We start from the raw sequence: 18,247 nt of genomic DNA, 5'->3' as shown, positions 1-18,247 counted from the left end.
AAAATGGCTTCCACCATAAAACACAAACTCCTATGTTGTTTGGTAATGCTTACGGCATTACTAAAATTTTCTACCGCAAATGCACAAGCTCCTTTTTATAAAGACGGTTCGCAATCGATTGATTCACGCGTAAAAGATCTTTTATCGAAATTAACCATCGAAGAAAAAATCTCCTTATTAGGCTACCGCAGCCAGGCCGTGCCACGTTTAGGCATCCCTGCCTATAACTGGTGGAACGAGGCTTTGCATGGCGTAGCCCGTGCCGGTGAAGCTACCATATTCCCACAGGCTATCGGGATGTCGGCTACATTTAATGAAGATCTGTTAAAACAGGTATCAACGGCAATATCAACTGAAGCCCGTGCAAAATATAACCTGGCCATTGCACAAGACAGGCACCTGCAATACATGGGACTTACCTTTTGGACGCCCAACATCAATATTTTCCGCGATCCGCGCTGGGGACGCGGGCAGGAAACTTATGGCGAAGACCCTTTCCTGACCGGCCGTATGGGCTCAGCTTTTGTTAAAGGTTTGCAGGGCGATGATCCTAAATACCTGAAAACATCTGCCACGGCCAAACACTTTGCCGTACACAGCGGCCCCGAAGCCACCCGCGATAAATTTGACGCTAAGGTTGATGAAAAAGACCTTCGCGAAACCTACCTGTATGCTTTTCACGAACTGGTTAAAAACCACGTTGAATCGGTAATGAGCGCCTACAACCGTGTTAACGGTGTACCAAACTCTATCAATAAAATGCTACTTACCGACATTCTGCGGAAAGAATGGGGCTTTAACGGCCATGTAGTAACCGACTGTGGTGCCCTGGATGATGTGTACCTTACCCACAAAACACTACCAACTGCGGTTGAAGTAGCTGCTGCTGCCATCAAGGCTGGTGTTGACCTGGATTGCTCATCCATTTTGCAGAACGATGGTATCAAGGCCATTAAACAAGGTTTACTTACCGAAAAAGATGTTGACCAGGCCTTGAGCGCTATCTTACGCACCGAATTTAAACTGGGTTTTTATGACGATCCGGCCGCTAATCCTTATCATGGTTACGGGGCCGACAGTGTTCACAATGAACAACATTTGGCTTTGGCCCGTAAAGTGGCCCAGCAAAGTATGGTATTGTTAAAGAACAACAACAATGTTTTGCCATTCAAAAAAAGCAGCTACTCCAGCATTATGGTGGTTGGGCCAAACGCGGCCTCGCTCGACGCCATGATAGCTAATTACCACGGCACCAGCAGCAAGGTGATCAATTTTGTTGAGGGCATTACCGGCGCTGTTGATAAGGCAACCCGTGTTGAGTATGATTTAGGGTGCGACTATAAAGATACCACCCATTTTGGCGGCACCTGGGCTGCGGGTAATGCTGATGCTACCATTGCTGTGATAGGCCTCTCCCCCGTTTTGGAAGGCGAAGCAGGCGATGCTTTCCTATCTGAAAGCGGCGGCGATAAAAAAAACCTGAGCCTGCCTGCCAGCGAAATTGCCTTTATGAAAGAACTGCGCAAAAGTGTAAAAAACAAGCCCCTTGTAGCAGTAATTACCGCAGGCAGCGATGTTGATATATCCGCTATTGAGCCTTATGCCGATGCCATTATATTTGCCTGGTACCCCGGCGAACAGGGCGGTAACGCTTTAGCTGATATTATTTTTGGCGAAGTTTCGCCATCTGGTCACCTGCCGCTTACTTTTTATAAAGATATGAGCGACCTGCCTGATTACAGCGATTACAATATGAAAAACCGCACCTACCGTTACTATACCGGCCCGGTGCAATATCCTTTTGGTTTTGGTTTAAGCTATACGTCGTTTAACTACACCCTGGGCAGTAAATTAAAAACTACCTATAAAAAAGCCGATACCCTTGCAGTAACAGTAAACGTTAAAAACGCCGGTAAATTTAATGGCGATGAAGTAGTGCAGGCGTATATTAAATATCCCAACATCGACAGGATGCCGGTTAAAGAATTGAAAAGCTTTAAACGCATCAGCCTGGAGCAGGATAAAGAAGGTACCGTTACTTTGAAAATCCCTGTTCAGGATTTACAGAAATGGGACCTTGCCACACACAAATGGAAGCTTTATCCCGGCAGCTACAAATTAGTACTGGGCAGCAGCTCGGCCGATGAAAAGTTGGTAGCTGATTTCAAGATATCTAATTAAAAACTAATAAAGACTTACGAAGTTTTAAAAACTTCGTAAGTCTGGTAATACTTAAAGGTGTCATTGCGTGGAACGAAGCAATCCCAAGCTATACAGGCGAACCTGCTTATCGGGGATTGCTTCGTTCCTCGCAATGACGTTTTTTTTATAACTAACTCACAGTAAAGCCTCTAAATCCTTCATAATTCTACTTTTATCTGTAGCGGTCTTAGCCAGTTTCAGGGCAGTTTGCAAATGCGATACTGCCTTTTTACGATCTACCCCTGTATACAAGTAACCAAGCAGCACATGGTACAAATGATTAGTATCCAATTTTAACTTTTCGGCCTCAATAATGGCATTCTCCTTCCCTTTTACCTTTGCCAGGGCATAAGCCCGGTTCAACGCAGCCGCGGGCGAATAAGCAGCGATAAGTAACCTATTGTAGAGCATTAATATATTTTCCCACTTTTCGGTAGTATCAGTTTTAACGGTATGCCAATAAGCTATAGCAGCTTCAATATGATATTTACCGGCGTCGTTTCCTTTTTTTGAGGCAAGGTTTAGGTAGTATCGTCCTTTTACTATCAAATCATCATTCCAAAGCATTCTGTCCTGGTCATCATAGCGGATCATTTCGCCATGTTCATCTACCCGGGCATCAAACCTTGAAGCATGAAAACACATCAATGATAACAAGGCATTCACCTCGGGCAGGTTGGTTTGCTTGTTTTCTATAAGGAGATAGTTAAGCCGCATGGCTTCTAAACACAAATCTTTTCGCAATGTAGTGCTCTGGCAGCTGGAGTAATAGCCCTCATTAAACAGCAGGTATAAAGTTTTCAGTACGATGCCCAGCCGGTTAATAATATCAGCCGGTTCAGGAAAAACGATCTTTACTTTTTGTTCCCGAAGCTTTTCCTTAGCCCTGAACAGACGTTTGTTAATGGTTTCTTTATTTGATAAGAAAGCCTCCGCAATTTCATCAATTCCGAAACCGCAAAGGATACGTAACGCCAGGCCAATCTGCGCCTCGGCCGGCAATACCGGGTGACAAATAGCAAACATCATTTGCAGCTGGCTGTCGCTAATATTTTGGTCAGAAAGATCGATCTCTACATCGTAATTATCCTCTGCAACAACCCCTTCGGCTATTTTTTGCTTAAACCTGGAGCCACGCCTTACATAATCGGTTGCTTTATTGCGGGCCACAGTATATAACCATGCTTTAGGGTTATCCGGCAACCCTTTGATCCCCCATGTTTCGGCAGCAGTGAGGAAAGTATCACTGGCAATATCTTCGGCGGCTTCTATATGTTCAAAGCCGAAATAACGGCATAATACCGCGATTATCTTTTGATACTCGGAGCGGAACAAATGTGGTAGAAGCTGATCTTGCTGCATAAAACAAGCAGCCTCCCGTATATGGGAGGCCGCAAATCAATTAAATTTCCATTGGGATGATAGGACGCACCTCAACACTTCCCCCTACCGACAGGATCGGGCAGCCCTTTGATAACTCCGTGGCTTCTTCCAGCGATGACGCTTTGATAATACTGTAACCGCCTATGGCTTCCTTAACCTCAACATAAGGTCCGTCTGTTACCACATTGTCAGGTTTTACTACGCTGCCGGCGGTATCCAACCTGTTGCCTACAGCAACCAGTTTGTTTTGCGCGGCAATCCCGCCAATCCATTCGCGCCAGTAATTCATCATGGTTTGCATTTGCTCGGGCGACCGCGTTGCTGCAGTGGCTTCTGCGTCTCTTCTGAAGATCAATAAGAACTCGTTCATGTTTTTTGAATTTAATGGTTAAAAACCAAAAGACGATCAGGTTTAGCTGAATTGGACAACCACTCGATTTTTTTTTCAAATTAACCAGAAAAAGTTAATCTGCAATGTATAACCTTACATAATACTTATAAATTGAGGTTGATGTGCTTTTGTAATTTCACGTACTTTGATAGTACAACAATACTACCACGTTATGAAATACAGAAAATTAGGAAAAACCGAAGTACAACTTTCGGCCATTGGACTGGGATGTATGGGCATGAACCATGCTTACGGCCAGCCGGATGATGATGAATCAATAGCCACCCTTGAAAAATCAATAGAAATAGGTATTAACTTTTGGGATACGGCCGATGTTTATGCCAATGGCCGAAATGAAGAACTGGTATCCAAGGTATTGGTACCCAATCGTGATAAGATCTTCATTGCCACCAAATTTGGTTTCAGGGCCGGTGCCGATGGCAGGCTGACTGAATTTGACGGCTCGCCGACTTATCTTAAAACCGCGGTTGAGCAGAGCTTAAAACGCTTAAAAACGGATGTGATTGACTTGTACTACGCCCACCGGATCGACCCAAATGTGCCTGTTGAGGACATGGTTGGCGCCATGGCCGATCTGGTAAAAGAAGGTAAGGTAAAATACCTGGGCCTGTCTGAAGCTTCGGCAAATTCTGTCCGTCGTGCACATGCGGTGCATTCAATCAGCGCATTACAAAGTGAATATTCCTTGCTAACGCGCGATGTAGAGGCTGAGATATTACCAGTTTGCAAAGAGCTTGGGATTTCATTCGTGCCATTCAGCCCACTGGTACGTGGTTTGGTAACAAACGCGTTGGATGTAACCAAACTGGCTGATAACGATTTCAGGAAAAGCCTGCCCCGTTATCAGGATGCCAACGCCGAAAATAACATGGGGCTGGCTCATGAGTTTGCAAAGCTTGCCACTCAAAAAAATTGCACACCTGCCCAGTTGGCGCTTGCCTGGGTGCTGGCACAAGGCGATAACATTATCCCTATTCCAGGAACAAAGAGGAGAAAATACCTTTTGGACAATGCAGGTTCGGTTGATGTGGAATTAACAGCCAATGATTTACAGGATATTGAAACCGTTTTAGCTAAATACCCGGATACCGGCGACAGGTATAATGAGGCTAATTACAAATTTGTTGATAAGAATTAATTGTAATTTTATTTCACTAAGGCGCTAAGACGCCGGATTCCGTTGCCGTCTTGGCGCCTCTGCGTGAAAAAATATAAACCCTTATGGCATATAACGAACAAATGGCCGATCGTATTCGCGAAGAATTAATGGACCTTCCGGTGGTGGAAGAAAAGAAAATGTTCCAGGGAGTTTGTTTTATGGTAGATGATAAGTTATGTGTTTGCGTACGCGACAATAGCATTTTGTGCCGCATTGGCGAACAACAAGCCGCTATTGAACTTGAGAAAGGAAACTGTAACCAAATGGTAAGCGGCGAAAGAGTAATGAAAGGCTATGTTTATGTTGAAGACTTCAACCTGCAAACCAACGACCAGCTGAATTACTGGATTAATTTGTGCCTTGAATTTAATCCGCTGGCAGAAGCATCTAAAAAGAGGAAATCCAAAAAGAAATAACCCTCATTTATTCACCGTTGGTTTATCGACCATAGTAGTCAGTCTGAGTGATTAAATCCGATGGCCCCTGAAGGTGTAATGACAAACTTTGAACTGTCAGTCTAAGCCCATCGAAGACTCGCGCGCAGAGGCCCCGCCCACCATGTTTCGAGAGCCTCAACATGACATCCTTTTTAACTTGTCATGGGCAGGTAGGAAGCAACAACGCTTTCTTTACTTTTAAATAGTCGCTGCAAAACGACAACGTTTTACTTCTTCACCATTTTATAATGTTTGATCCCGGCTTCTTCAAACTCCGGCCCTGATGCTTCAAAACCCAGTTTTTCATAAAAAGGTACCGCGTGGGTTTGCGAATTAAGATAAACATAATCCGCATCGGCCGGCAAATCAGTTAACACCGCTTTAACCAGCTCTCCTCCTATCCCAAATCCTCTGAACGTTTTCAATACGGCAAACCGCTCAAGCTTATAACCATTTTCGGTTTTACGCCAGCGGCAGGCACCGGCCGGTTCTCCATCAACGGTAGCTAAAAAATGATGAGATACATCTTCATGTTCATATTCCAGCTCGGGAGGGCAATTTTGTTCAACTACAAATACTTCCCTCCTTATGGCATGCACGATATCAAGATCAGCTTGCTCCGTTACTTTTTTTACTATGATTTTTGCGGGCATTGATGTAATGCGGTTTTGTTTTGAAATGATTGAGTTTTGTGGTGTGGTTTTCTCTTGCCGCATCAATAGAGTGCGTACAGGTGATATCATCTTCCTCTTCGGCAAGTCCGGCCAGTTCCACATAAAATTTATGCAATTGATCGAGCTCCTTTTCGGTAATATCTTCAATATCAACCATCCGGTTACTTGCCCCCTGGTGCGAGGCAAGCAGCTCATTCAGTTTCAAATGTATAGCCTTCGAATCTTTATTTTGCGATTTTTGGATCAAAAAAACCATCAGAAAAGTAACCACAGTAGTACCGGTATTGATAACCAACTGCCAGGTATCTGAATAATGGAATAATGGTCCGGTTATTCCCCAAACAATGATGATACCAAAAGCCGTGATAAATGCGCCCGAACTGCCCGTGGCTATAGTGGCCCAATTGGCAAAGCGTTCAAACAAATTCTTTTTCTTTTTATTAATTTCAACCATATAGCAGACTTTATCTTTTTTTAATGGAATCGCCAGCTGCCTGTAAACAACAAAGCGCCTGTACAACAAATGTACAGGCGCTTTGTTAATTTCTGATGAATATTATAATTTGCTGTAAACGTCGATACAGTTAAGGTCTTCAAAGGCAACAGAAAGCCTTTTTACAAAGTTTTCCTCACCTTTGCGTAACCAAACGCGCGGGTCATAATATTTCTTGTTTGGAGAATCCTCACCATCCGGGCTACCGATCTGGCTTTGCAGGTATCCTTCTTTTGATTTATAGTAATCTTTAATGCCTTCCCAGTAAGCCCATTGCATATCGGTATCAATATTCATTTTGATAGCACCATATGAAATAGCTTCGCGGATTTCTTCCTGGCTTGAACCAGAACCACCATGGAATACAAAGTTGATCGGTTTTTCGGCAGTTAAACCAAATTTTTGTTTAACATACTCCTGTGAGTTATGCAGGATAACCGGTTGTAACTTAACATTACCTGGTTTGTACACACCATGAACGTTACCAAAAGCAGCAGCTACAGTAAAACGGGGGCTTACTTTTAAAAGGTGCTCATATGAATAAGAAACCTCTTCTGGCTGGGTATATAAACGAGAGCTGTCAACATCAGAATTGTCAACACCATCTTCTTCACCGCCGGTTACACCCAACTCAATTTCAAGGGTCATGCCCATTTTGGCCATACGCTCGAGATATTTAGCCGAAATTTCGATATTCTCTTCAATAGGCTCTTCTGAAAGGTCGAGCATGTGCGATGAAAATAGAGGCTTGCCTGTTTCGGCAAAAAATTTCTCGCCATGATCCAGGAGGCCATCAATCCACGGTAACAATTTCTTGGCAGCATGGTCTGTATGCAGGATAACCGCAACGCCGTAATGCTCAGCCAACAGGTGAACATGCTTTGCAGCAGATACACCACCTAAAATACAGGCCTGAAGTTTTGAATTATCCAATGATTTGCCGGCGTAAAACTGTGCACCGCCATTTGACAGCTGAATAATAACCGGAGAGTTAACAGCTTTAGCTGTTTCCATAACTGCATTGATAGTATTAGTACCAATAACGTTTACTGCCGGTAAAGCAAACTGGTGCTTTTTTGCTGCTTCAAATAGTTCCTGCACCTGATCGCCGTGCAGAACACCTCTATAATTTTTTAAATCCATTAGCGTTTATTTGGGGCTCGAAGTTATAAAATTTATTGAATTCGGATAAGCAATCTTAAAAGTATATTAAAACGGTAGTAAAAATAGGGTTAATTTAAAAATATGATATAATTAATTAACAATCCGATCCTTTTATTACAAAAATAGCATTAAATAAGTAATTAAACTTTCAAGCAAACAATTTGCCCCCTATAACTTTTTATATACCGGCACCACATGTTTAATATTTTTTGTTTCTTTGTACCCAATTGAAAGAGTTAGACACAGATATGGCATGGTTTAAACGAGAGTTGAAAGGGATAATTACGACTACTGAGGAAAAGAAGGAAGCCCCCGATGGCATCTGGAATAAATGCCCTAATTGTAAGAAACCTTTACACTATTCTGAGCAGGTAGAAAATCAATATGTGTGCCATTACTGTGGCTTCCACCTGCGCATAGGTTCAAAAGAATATTTTTCGGTACTATTTGATAATAACGAGTTTACAGAGCTTTTTCCTGAGCTTACATCCGGTGATCCGCTTCATTTTGAAGACACCAAAAAATACACCGACCGGCTTAAGGAAACTCAGCACAAAACAGGTTTAAAAGATGCAATAAGGGCAGGCGCCGGTAAAATTGACGGTCAGGACCTGGTTATCGCCTGTATGGACTTTAACTTTATTGGGGGCTCAATGGGATCGGTAGTTGGCGAAAAGATAGCCCGCTCTATTGATTACTGTATCCAACATAAAGTTCCGTTCCTGATGATTTCAAAATCGGGTGGTGCGCGCATGATGGAAGCGGCATTTTCACTGATGCAAATGGCTAAAACATCGGCTAAGCTTGCCTTGCTTTCACAGGCAAAAATCCCTTATATATCTTTACTTACCGATCCAACCACTGGTGGCGTAACAGCATCATACGCCATGCTAGGCGATATCAACATTGCCGAACCGGGCGCGCTGATAGGCTTTGCAGGGCCAAGGGTAATTAAGGAAACTATTAAAAAAGATCTCCCGAAGGGTTTCCAGACTGCCGAGTTTGTGCAGGAGCATGGTTTCCTTGATTTCATTGTCGACAGAAGAGAAATGAAAGAAAAATTAGCTTCGTTTATTAAGATGATGGCCAATTAACGATATAATCAATCTTTATATGGTAAGGGATAAGCTTAAATGTTTATCCCTTATTTTTTGCTATAGCTTCTGGAAAATCGTCATTGCGAGGAGGAACGACGAAGCAATCGCGAACTCTGCAGGGGCACTTACATAGCCGTCTGTAAAGTTGGGGATTGCTTGGAACCTCGCAATAACGGGTGAATAAGCCTTACCTCCACGACTTATCTGACCAAATTCCCCTGCCCCTGCCATTTTGACAATATAATAACAATTGGAACACACATTGATGTTGCATTGGCGACAATCATTAAATCAATCCTATTAAAATATAGTTATGCAAGAAAAAGGCAGCATTTCGATCCACACCGAGAACATTTTCCCGATCATTAAGAAGTTCTTATACTCTGATAATGAGATATTTTTGCGCGAGCTGGTATCAAACGCGGTAGATGCTACCCAAAAAATTAAACGTTTAGCTTCATTAGGCCAGTACACCGGCGAACTTGGTGACCTCCGTGTCGAGGTTGCTTTTGATGCAGACAAAAAGACCATCACCATTAGCGATAATGGTATCGGTATGACTGCCGAAGAGATTAAGAAATATATCAACCAGATCGCTTTCTCAGGCGCCACTGAATTCATGGAGAAATTCAAAGAAGCAAAAGATGCCAACGAGATCATCGGTCGCTTTGGTTTAGGTTTTTATTCGGCTTTCATGGTAGCTGATAAAGTAGAGATCCAAACCCTATCCTACCAGGAAGGTGCAGAACCTGCTTTCTGGGTATGCGATGGCAGCACCGAATTTGAAATTGGCGAAGGTATTTTAGAAGAGCGCGGTACTGAGATCACTTTGTATATCAATGATGAATCGGCCGAGTTTTTAAGCCAGTACAGATTACAGGAAATCCTTGATAAATACTGCAAATTTTTGCCTGTACCTATCAAATTCGGCACCAAAACCGAATCTGTTGAAGATGGCGTTGATGAAGAAGGCAAACCAAAATATACTTCAGTGGAGGTTGATAATATCATCAACACTACCAACCCTATCTGGACAAAAGCGCCATCTGAATTAAAAGATGAAGATTATCTTGACTTTTACAAACAGCTTTATCCTTTCAGCGAAGATCCATTGTTCTGGATCCACCTGAATGTTGATTATCCTTTCAACTTAACAGGTGTACTATATTTCCCTAAGCTGAAAAATGATTTTGAGTTCCAAAAAAACAAGATCAAATTATTTAGCCGCCAGGTATTTATTACTGATGAAGTAAAAGATATTGTCCCTGAATTTTTAATGCTGTTGCATGGTGTTATCGATTCACCGGATATTCCGCTTAACGTATCACGCAGCTTTTTGCAAGCGGACAGCAATGTTAAAAAGATCAACAGTTATATTACCAAAAAGGTAGCTGATAAATTGTCAGACCTGTTCAAAGCAGACCGTAAAGCTTACGAAGAAAAATGGACCGACATTGGCCTGTTTGTAAAGTATGGTATGGTGAGCGAAGACAAGTTTTATGACAAAGCCAAAGACTTTGTTTTGGTTACCAACACCGAAAAACAAAACTTTACGCTGCCCGAGTATAAAGACAAAGTTGAAGCTAACCAAACAGATAAAGACGGTCAATTGGTTTACATCTACACCAATGACCCTGCGAAACAGGATTCGTTTATCCAGTCTGCCAATAAAAAAGGCTATGATGTATTGGTGATGAACTCTCCTATTGACAATCACTTCATCAGCCAGTTGGAGCAAAAATTAGAGAAAACATCATTAAAACGTGTTGATGCTGATGTTGCTGATAAACTGATTAAAAAGGATGACGCGCTTGAAACGGTACTTACCGAAGAACAAAGCACCCAGGTAAAAAGCATTTTTGATAAAGCCATTAACAGGCCAGCTTACAACGTTCAAATAGAAAGCCTTAACCCAGACGAGTTACCGGTTACCGTAACTATGGACGAGTTTATGCGCCGCATGAAAGATATGGCAGCTATGGGCGGTGGCATGAGTTTTTACGGAAACATGCCTGATAACTACAAAGTAATTGTAAATGGCAACCACAAACTGGTAAGCCGTATTTTGCAGGAAGAAGACGAAACTGTACAGGCACAACTTTCAAAACAAGCTTTTGATTTGGCATTGTTATCACAAGGCTTATTAACCGGTGCCGATTTAACCGAGTTTGTTAAACGCAGTGTTAGCTTGATATAATACATTGCTTTAATAAAGCAGCAAATCCTTTACTTTAAAGGCCATCTGAAAAACAGGTGGCCTTTTACATTGAAAGGATCTCTGCTAAGTTTTCTTTAAGAAGAATAATTTCAAAAGGATCATGTGTTATTTTGCAGATTTGGCCATTACTTTCAATCCCTATAAAATCACCGTCTTCAAGATCTTCTATATGATAAAACACCCGGCCTTTCAGGTTTAGTTTATAAACATTCTCCGGCTTAATCAACTTCAGGTCATCTTTACTTATTATCCTTTTCAGGCTTTCATAATCCTCATTGTCATCCGCATAAAACTCCTTGACATAAGCATCTGTATCAGCACTAATAACATCAATAATCTGTTTTTTTAAACCGTGTATAGAATATCCTGTGATAACTCCGTTATGTACGTATATTACATACATAAATGTTTTACTCCCGCCAATATCCCGCACTTTTATATTGGTAATTTTATAGCCATGCTCGCGCTTGCGTTCAAAAGCACTAATCCCGTCGGCATAAGAAAATGCCACATAATCAGGATAAGAGGCACTATAACCAACAAGAGATGAGGCAAATATATCTGCTTCTATCTGGCGTTTCAGATATTCAAACTCCGTTGGCAGTTTTTCAAGCGTTTTATACATCAGCACCAATTCCCAATCCTGTACAGGGCGCTTTGACTTTTTTCTATTAAATAGCCGAAACATAATTTCAATATCTTTTTAGTGCCTAAATCTACTGAATTACCAGTGGGCTTTTTTGTTTAAAAGATTGCTTAAATTTGAATGTACTTAAACCTAAATAACTCTTTACTGTCTAACCACTTAAACATTTATATCATGAAAATCTTAAACAAAATAGCCCTTTTGGCTGCTTTCATATTTATTGGCGTTAACGTAAGCTTTGCTCAAACCAAGGCTGAAAAAAAGGCAGCCAAACAGGCTGAAATCAAAAAGATGGTAGAGGACCAAAACTTTGTATTTAAGGCAAATTATGCTTTACCGATGCGGGGCGGTACCAGGCCGCTTACCTCTGATTATGACATGACGATAAGCAAAGATACCATTGTATCATTTTTACCTTACTTTGGCCGGGCCTATGTAGCGCCTCCTCCGGGAACAACAGATGGCGGCATCAAAGTTAATACTACCAAATTCACATATTCGTCAGTAAAAAAGGGAAGCGGATGGAATATCACGATCAAACCCAAAGAAAAAAACATAGCCGACTGGCGCGATGTACAAACATTTAACCTAAGTATTTCGCAGGATGGATACGGCTCCCTGCAAGTGATCAGCAGTAACCGCGACCCAATATCATTCAATGGTTATGTGGAAGCGAGAAAAAGTAAATAGGAAAAGCCTAAGGCTTAAAGCAGCAAGAATTGGCCCGGAGCACAATGCTTTGGGCTTTTTGCTTTCAGCGTTTAGCTCATTAACCTTCAGCTATCAACCCCGCATTATCCTTCAGCTCCACTCCCGACAGTTTCCGTTTGAACGCTTCATTAATTAAATAAAAAATTTTCTTTGCTGCTTTTTTATAGGTTAAACCTTTGGGGCGGATATTAGAAACGCAGTTTCGTGATTCGTCTGTCAAACCGGGTTTGGGATTATAGGTAAGATATGCACCAAGACTATCCGCGGCACTTAGACCAGGGCGTTCACCTATCAGGATCAGCGAAAGTTTAGCCTTCAGGCCATACCCAATATCGTCGCCAATGGCTACCCTCCCCTGTTCAACCAGACTTATTGGCGCAAGCTTTAAACCATCGGCAACCAACAAAGGAATTAGTGCATCAAGCAGGCCTACAGCGTTTTCATTTACAGCGGTTGCCGAAAGGCCGTCAACTATCATGATAGCTATATCACTTTTAGCGCTATAGGCGTTTAATTCGTTCAGCGAGGCGTCGTTCAGCCTTCGTCCAAGGTCGGGTCGTTGCAGGTACTGCCGACGGTCGGTTATCCGGCTATGCAAGTGTAAAACCGGCAGTTCAAAGTGCATCAGCGAGTTTGTTAGCTTAGCAAGATCAAGCTCAGAATATACGGCATCACGTGCATGTGCATGTGCCAGTTTAAACTCAAGCGACTGTTTTAAGGGGATACTCGTTCCCACCCGGCCAATAGCTATCCGCGCGGAAGTAAATTCCTGCAAAGCTTTTAGTGGCTCAATTTCCTGTGGGATATTTCGTTTCATTTAATGGTTTACTTATGTCCTTGATATAGCAGCAACCTGTCACTCTGCCTTCGCTCGGCTCCAGCTGAATGACCATTATTCATAGGCCTCCGGCCTGTGTGCCATAAGAGCTACGTCGGCCAGAGGCCGTGAGATAGCTGACACTCGGCTGGAGCCGGGCGACGGCAGAGGATGACGCCGTATTTTTTATTTTTCGTCAGTTCAAAAAACCTTTTACCTTTCGCCTTTACCCTTTCGCCTTCAATCAAAAACCTCTCAACAACCCGTGTTCCGTAACAGGCAGCATATAACCTTTATCATCAACAATCCTCTGCTTTATCAACCAACCCTCAAACTCGGGAGCGGGTTTCAACCCCAATACTTTACGCAGGTAAAGGGCATCATGAAACGAAGTTGACTGGTAATTAAGCATAATATCATCCGAGCCCGGAATACCCATCACGAAGTTACAACCCGCTACACCAAGCAACGTAAGCAGGTTATCCATATCGTCCTGATCGGCTTCCGCATGATTGGTATAGCAAACGTCAACTCCCATGGGCAAGCCAAGCAGTTTTCCACAAAAATGATCTTCGAGCGCGGCACGGATGATCTGCTTGCCATCATATAAATATTCGGGGCCAATAAAACCAACTACAGTATTCACCAGCAAAGGATTAAACTTACGGGCGACGGCATAGGCCCTCACTTCGCAGGTTTGCTGATCTACCCCGAAATTGGCATTGGCTGATAAGGCGCTACCCTGTCCGGTTTCAAAGTACATTACATTATTACCAACAGTACCCCGCTTTAACGATAGTGTGGCCTGGTAAGCTTCCTCAATCAAGCTTAAATTAACCCCGAAACTGGCGTTGGCCTTCTCTGTACCGGCTATGGATTGAAAACACAGATCTACAGGAGCACCTTCGTTAACCAATTGTAATGTGGTAGTTATGTGGCTTAGCACGCAGGTTTGTGTAGGGATATCGAAACGGTGCCGTAACTCATCCATCAACGTCAATAAACTGCTCACCGCCGCCGGACTGTCAGTCGCCGGGTTAATGCCTATAACAGCATCGCCGCTACCAAATAATAAGCCGTCGATGATGCTGGCCGCTACTCCACGCGGATCATCAGTTGGGTGATTGGGCTGTAAACGGGTACTGAAATGTCCCTTTAAGCCTATGGTATTACGAAAGCGGGTAACCACCTGGCATTTATTGGCCATAGCAATCAGGTCCTGGTTGCGCATCAGTTTGGATACTGCAGCAACCATTTCGGGTGTCAAGCCGGGAGCTATAGTTGTTAAAATAGCACAGTCGGTTTCGTCACTTAATAACCAATCACGTAATTCGCCAACGGTTAAATGGCCAATGTGACTAAAGGCAGCCTTATCATGATCGTCAATAATCAGGCGGGTAATTTCATCGTCCTCATAAGGGATTACCGCTTCATTTAAAAAGTTTTTAAGCGGCACATCGGCCAGGGTAATTTGTGCAGCCACACGTTCCTCATACCCCACGGCACAAAGCCCGGCCAGTTCATCGCCCGAGCGGTAAGGTGACGCCTTGCCCAGCAATGTTTTCAGGTTGGGAAACTTATAAACCCGGTGATGTATGTTGTGGCGGTACATATTTATATCATTATGTCATTGATCATTGGGTCATTTTTTTCAATCATTATGTCATTGGTTAATTATTCAAAAAGCGAACAAACAAATGACTTATGACTCAATGATTAATGACCTCATCATCCATCGGTGCGCTCATCATGTCTTCTGTTAATGCAACTTTATGTTTACCCATCACTATAAAAATCAGCAATACAATTACTAATCCTCCTGCAAAAATGAGGCTCATATCGGGGTTAAAATATATAGTAGCAAATAAGCATACTACACAAATAACCAAAGCTATTGCCGGGAAAACCGGGTATACCGGGGCCAGGAAGGGCCGGTTTAAGCGCGGCTCCTTTTTGCGTAGTATAAACAGGCTCAGCATACTCATGATATACATAACCACTGCACCCAGTACCGAGAGCATGATGATCTGATCTGTTTTAAATTTATAAATGAAGATGGAACTTACTATACCGCTTATCACAAGGGCCCAATGCGGCGTTTTGAACCTGCGGTTAATATCAGATAGCATCCGGGGTAAATATCCACTGCGCGCCATGGCAAATACCTGCCTTGACGAAGCAAGGATGATCCCGTGCAGCGAGGCAATCAAACCAAACAAACCTATACTGGCAAATACTTTGGTTAAGCCATTACCTTTACCCAATACTATCCCAATAGCCTCGGGCAGCGGATAATCCAAATGGCTTAGCTTGCGCCAGTCGGTCAAGCCGCCGGTTATGATCATTACCCCTAAAGCCAGCACAACTAATGTTACGATGGCCGAAATATAGCCGCGGGGGATATTCCTTTTGGGGTTCTCCACTTCTTCGGCCACCATGGCTACCCCTTCAATAGCGAGGTAAAACCAAACTGCAAAAGGCAAGGCTGCAAATACGCCAGCCCAACCAAAAGGCATAGGATTTGTAAGATAGTTTACCATTTTAAAATGCGGCGACACAATGCCCAGGTAAAGCATTAGTTCAACCACAGCAAGTATGGTAATGAATACCGAAAAGGTTGCCGACTCCTTTACGCCCAACATATTGAGCAAGATAAAAAGAACATTAAAGCCCATGGCGGCCGCAGTTATAGGAATTACCGGATATAAAAAGTGAAGGTAACTTCCCAAAGAAACCGCCACGGCAGGCGTAGCGACCAGGAAGTCCACAAGCGTTGCATAACCCGCTATCAGCCCGCCAAACGGTCCCATAGCCCGATACGCATAAGCAAAAGCGCCTCCCGCATGAGGTATGGAGGCGGTGAGTTCGGTATAGCTAAAAATAAATGTAATATACATTAAGGTGATAACCAGGGTGGCTATGAGCAAACCTATAGTGCCGGATACAGCCCATCCCAAATTCCACCCGAAATATTCGCCCGAAATAACCAGACCTACGGCTATGGCCCATAAATGGATGGGGTTCAAAACCCTTTTTAAATGTTCTGTAGATGTTTCTGCCATACGCCGCCGTTATAAATAATATTTTATCGCCTTAAATTACTCAACAGGCAGGTTAAATCAAAATTACGGCACATTATGGAATTGTTAAGCCATACTTTTCCGAAAAATACAATAAGTTCCGGCGTCTTCTTTTACAAAAAAAGCTCATAAACTAAATTAAGAGACAAACAACGATCGTTAGCAAACAAAACAGCCGATAAAACTTAATCTATCGGCTGCAATTGTATTATAAAAACAATTAATAGTTAACAATTCGGATATCACTCCCTATTTACACCATCAGCTTATCCTTCAAATATCCCATACTGGCTGTAATACTTGCAAAGGCATCTTTAGGCATATCATGCTCTACAAAAAAGTGTTGCATACCTGCTGATTTAGCGGCTGCAAAAATTGGTTTAAAATCAATAGTGCCGCCTCCTACAGGTTGTATATTCTGCCTGCCTGCATCCAAATCTTTCACATGCCAAAGCGGGAAACGACCGGGATGTTCCTTAAACATTTCCACCGGATTTTTACCTGCCTTAACAGCCCAGGCCAAATCAAGCTCCATTTTTACATTACCCGCATCTGTTTCGCTTAATAGCATGTCATAAGGAACTTTACCGTCAACCGCGTGAAACTCCATATCGTGGTTATGATATGCAAACTGGATGCCGGCTTTTTTAGCAGCTTCTCCCGTTTTGTTCAGCACCTCAATGGTCGATTTTATTTCATCAAGCGTAGCCGTAGGCGAATTGGCGCAAACCAGGTATTGAACGCCGCCGTCAGCAACCTCGTCAATCACCTGCTGCATATTATCGCGCAGGTTCAATACAGGAGGCAATACCATCGGCTTACCATCTGCACCTGCAGGCATTTTTGCTCCCGGTGGCAGTTTAAACGGAGCGCCAAGAACATGGTGCGAGGTCCAGCTCATGCCCAAGTTATTCACCATGGCTTTAAATTCTTTAGGCTTCATACCATAATAGCCACCTTTTTTACTAAAGGCCGATTCTATTTCTTTGTAGCCAATAGCGGCTATTTTGCTAAGCGTACCCTTAACATCTTCGTCAATAACGCCAAAAAAAGTAAACAACTGCAGTCCTACAGGATGATGCTCCATGTTACTCAAAAAACTTGCTGCTTTACCCGATAAGGCCATGCCGCCAAGCACCAATGCACCGGTGCCTTTAATAAAATTTCTTCTGCTGTAAATCATGCTTGATAATGGTTAATAATTAACTGGTACAGTAAAGCTAATTAATTAATAATAAGCCAGGAAATTTTATTGTGTCTTTTTTACACAATAGTTTTATATAAAAGCTAAAAGCGCAATACTGAAAGTTTAAAACCGATAAATAGGTGGAATCAATATTAGTTAATGTTATCTATAATCTTTGTTAATTAACTATCACATGGTATTATTTAGTTAACAAACTGACGGGCTGCTGCAGAGGTGCAAAAGGTTTGTAGAAATAAATAGATGAACGTTAAGTGTGCCAGAGGTACGCAACCATTATGAGGATTTAAGTCGTTAAGACTCTACTCACAAAATGATATTTTTAATACGATCTTTGGGCGTTGCCTTCGGCCGGGCTATCCGCTCATACGCCTGCAGGCATTACGCTCAGGGCCGGTATCCGCTCCTATCCCTAACGCATTCAAAATAAAAGCATTACCTGTTTAATTGATCCTGATCAAACAATTCCAGGTAATTGATTATACAACGCCGACAGTATAATGATTTTTATTTCTGTAAATTTAGGTTATCAGGTTAACATTTATAAAAA

16 protein-coding genes are annotated in these 18,247 nt (G+C 42.6%); 6 read left to right on the top strand and 10 right to left on the bottom strand.

Translation table 11 applies throughout. The features are described 5' to 3' along the window. Positions 1-3 precede the first annotated feature (3 nt). Positions 4-2,181, top strand: coding sequence for a glycoside hydrolase family 3 protein (locus BLP33_RS09695; protein WP_254780092.1), 2,178 nt, complete (start codon positions 4-6; stop codon positions 2,179-2,181). 156 nt (positions 2,182-2,337) lie between these two features. On the opposite strand, the gene BLP33_RS09690 is transcribed toward BLP33_RS09695, so the two are convergent. Beyond that, complete coding sequence (locus BLP33_RS09690; protein WP_254780091.1) at positions 2,338-3,537, bottom strand: RNA polymerase sigma factor; 1,200 nt, start codon at positions 3,535-3,537, stop codon at positions 2,338-2,340. Between the two features lie 67 nt (positions 3,538-3,604). Continuing rightward, on the bottom strand, positions 3,605-3,955 hold the full coding sequence (locus BLP33_RS09685) for a YciI family protein (RefSeq protein ID WP_090526971.1): 351 nt from the start codon (positions 3,953-3,955) through the stop codon (positions 3,605-3,607). 193 nt (positions 3,956-4,148) lie between these two features. Here BLP33_RS09685 and BLP33_RS09680 point away from each other — a divergent pair, with 193 nt between their 5' ends. After that, on the top strand, positions 4,149-5,135 hold the full coding sequence (locus BLP33_RS09680) for an aldo/keto reductase (protein ID WP_090526969.1): 987 nt from the start codon (positions 4,149-4,151) through the stop codon (positions 5,133-5,135). A gap of 83 nt (positions 5,136-5,218) precedes the next feature. Next, positions 5,219-5,572, top strand: a complete 354-nt coding sequence (locus BLP33_RS09675) for a TfoX/Sxy family protein (protein ID WP_090526967.1) — start codon at positions 5,219-5,221, stop codon at positions 5,570-5,572. 248 nt (positions 5,573-5,820) lie between these two features. On the opposite strand, the gene BLP33_RS09670 is transcribed toward BLP33_RS09675, so the two are convergent. The 3 genes from BLP33_RS09670 to fbaA form a co-directional block, all read right to left on the bottom strand. After that, the gene (locus BLP33_RS09670) at positions 5,821-6,246 is read right to left on the bottom strand and encodes a GNAT family N-acetyltransferase (protein ID WP_090526965.1); all 426 of its coding nucleotides are present in this window, start codon (positions 6,244-6,246) and stop codon (positions 5,821-5,823) included. Next, positions 6,203-6,721, bottom strand: coding sequence for a low affinity iron permease family protein (locus tag BLP33_RS09665; protein ID WP_090527640.1), 519 nt, complete (start codon positions 6,719-6,721; stop codon positions 6,203-6,205). The genes BLP33_RS09670 and BLP33_RS09665 overlap by 44 nt, the downstream gene beginning before the upstream one ends. A 102-nt stretch (positions 6,722-6,823) precedes the next feature. Next, the gene (gene fbaA / locus BLP33_RS09660; protein WP_090526963.1) at positions 6,824-7,903 is read right to left on the bottom strand and encodes a class II fructose-bisphosphate aldolase; all 1,080 of its coding nucleotides are present in this window, start codon (positions 7,901-7,903) and stop codon (positions 6,824-6,826) included. Between the two features lie 269 nt (positions 7,904-8,172). Between fbaA and accD the strand changes: the two genes are divergently transcribed. Beyond that, a complete protein-coding gene (gene accD, locus BLP33_RS09655) occupies positions 8,173-9,018 on the top strand; it encodes an acetyl-CoA carboxylase, carboxyltransferase subunit beta (protein WP_090526961.1) in 846 nt (281 codons plus the stop codon). 316 nt (positions 9,019-9,334) lie between these two features. Next, a complete protein-coding gene (htpG, locus tag BLP33_RS09650) occupies positions 9,335-11,218 on the top strand; it encodes a molecular chaperone HtpG (protein ID WP_090526959.1) in 1,884 nt (627 codons plus the stop codon). Positions 11,219-11,282: 64 nt separating this feature from the next. On the opposite strand, the gene BLP33_RS09645 is transcribed toward htpG, so the two are convergent. Next, positions 11,283-11,927: a hypothetical protein gene (locus BLP33_RS09645; protein ID WP_090526957.1), complete on the bottom strand. Its 645-nt coding sequence runs from the start codon at positions 11,925-11,927 to the stop codon at positions 11,283-11,285. A gap of 132 nt (positions 11,928-12,059) precedes the next feature. Here BLP33_RS09645 and BLP33_RS09640 point away from each other — a divergent pair, with 132 nt between their 5' ends. After that, positions 12,060-12,575 (top strand): DUF4251 domain-containing protein, encoded by a 516-nt coding sequence (locus tag BLP33_RS09640; RefSeq protein ID WP_090527637.1) that lies wholly within the window; start codon positions 12,060-12,062, stop codon positions 12,573-12,575. 79 nt (positions 12,576-12,654) lie between these two features. Here BLP33_RS09640 and eutC read toward each other — a convergent pair whose 3' ends face one another. The 4 genes from eutC to BLP33_RS09620 form a co-directional block, all read right to left on the bottom strand. Continuing rightward, positions 12,655-13,413 carry an ethanolamine ammonia-lyase subunit EutC gene (gene eutC, locus BLP33_RS09635; RefSeq protein ID WP_090526955.1) on the bottom strand — a complete coding sequence of 253 codons (759 nt, stop codon included), beginning with the start codon at positions 13,411-13,413 and terminating at the stop codon, positions 12,655-12,657. Positions 13,414-13,657: 244 nt separating this feature from the next. Next, positions 13,658-15,025: an ethanolamine ammonia-lyase subunit EutB gene (locus BLP33_RS09630; RefSeq protein WP_090526954.1), complete on the bottom strand. Its 1,368-nt coding sequence runs from the start codon at positions 15,023-15,025 to the stop codon at positions 13,658-13,660. Between the two features lie 97 nt (positions 15,026-15,122). Further along, positions 15,123-16,475, bottom strand: a complete 1,353-nt coding sequence (gene eat, locus BLP33_RS09625; RefSeq protein ID WP_090526952.1) for an ethanolamine permease — start codon at positions 16,473-16,475, stop codon at positions 15,123-15,125. Positions 16,476-16,746: 271 nt separating this feature from the next. Then, a complete protein-coding gene (locus tag BLP33_RS09620; protein ID WP_090526950.1) occupies positions 16,747-17,676 on the bottom strand; it encodes a sugar phosphate isomerase/epimerase family protein in 930 nt (309 codons plus the stop codon). Positions 17,677-18,247 lie beyond the last annotated feature (571 nt).

It is taken from the genome of Mucilaginibacter sp. NFR10 (assembly GCF_900100445.1).
In the GTDB taxonomy this organism is placed as follows: Bacteria; Bacteroidota; Bacteroidia; order Sphingobacteriales; family Sphingobacteriaceae; genus Mucilaginibacter; species Mucilaginibacter rubeus.
This window is presented reverse-complemented; position numbering and strand designations above follow the sequence as displayed.

Coding starts and splice junctions, on each gene's coding strand:
- BLP33_RS09695 (WP_254780092.1), top strand. CDS start 4: ATGGCTTCCACCATAAAACACAAACTCCTATGTTGTTTGGTAATGCTT.
- eat (WP_090526952.1), bottom strand. CDS start 16,475: ATGGCAGAAACATCTACAGAACATTTAAAAAGGGTTTTGAACCCCATC.
- BLP33_RS09630 (WP_090526954.1), bottom strand. CDS start 15,025: ATGTACCGCCACAACATACATCACCGGGTTTATAAGTTTCCCAACCTG.
- BLP33_RS09670 (WP_090526965.1), bottom strand. CDS start 6,246: ATGCCCGCAAAAATCATAGTAAAAAAAGTAACGGAGCAAGCTGATCTT.
- BLP33_RS09685 (WP_090526971.1), bottom strand. CDS start 3,955: ATGAACGAGTTCTTATTGATCTTCAGAAGAGACGCAGAAGCCACTGCA.
- BLP33_RS09640 (WP_090527637.1), top strand. CDS start 12,060: ATGAAAATCTTAAACAAAATAGCCCTTTTGGCTGCTTTCATATTTATT.
- fbaA (WP_090526963.1), bottom strand. CDS start 7,903: ATGGATTTAAAAAATTATAGAGGTGTTCTGCACGGCGATCAGGTGCAG.
- eutC (WP_090526955.1), bottom strand. CDS start 13,413: ATGAAACGAAATATCCCACAGGAAATTGAGCCACTAAAAGCTTTGCAG.
- BLP33_RS09665 (WP_090527640.1), bottom strand. CDS start 6,721: ATGGTTGAAATTAATAAAAAGAAAAAGAATTTGTTTGAACGCTTTGCC.
- BLP33_RS09675 (WP_090526967.1), top strand. CDS start 5,219: ATGGCATATAACGAACAAATGGCCGATCGTATTCGCGAAGAATTAATG.
- BLP33_RS09620 (WP_090526950.1), bottom strand. CDS start 17,676: ATGATTTACAGCAGAAGAAATTTTATTAAAGGCACCGGTGCATTGGTG.
- htpG (WP_090526959.1), top strand. CDS start 9,335: ATGCAAGAAAAAGGCAGCATTTCGATCCACACCGAGAACATTTTCCCG.
- accD (WP_090526961.1), top strand. CDS start 8,173: ATGGCATGGTTTAAACGAGAGTTGAAAGGGATAATTACGACTACTGAG.
- BLP33_RS09645 (WP_090526957.1), bottom strand. CDS start 11,927: ATGTTTCGGCTATTTAATAGAAAAAAGTCAAAGCGCCCTGTACAGGAT.
- BLP33_RS09680 (WP_090526969.1), top strand. CDS start 4,149: ATGAAATACAGAAAATTAGGAAAAACCGAAGTACAACTTTCGGCCATT.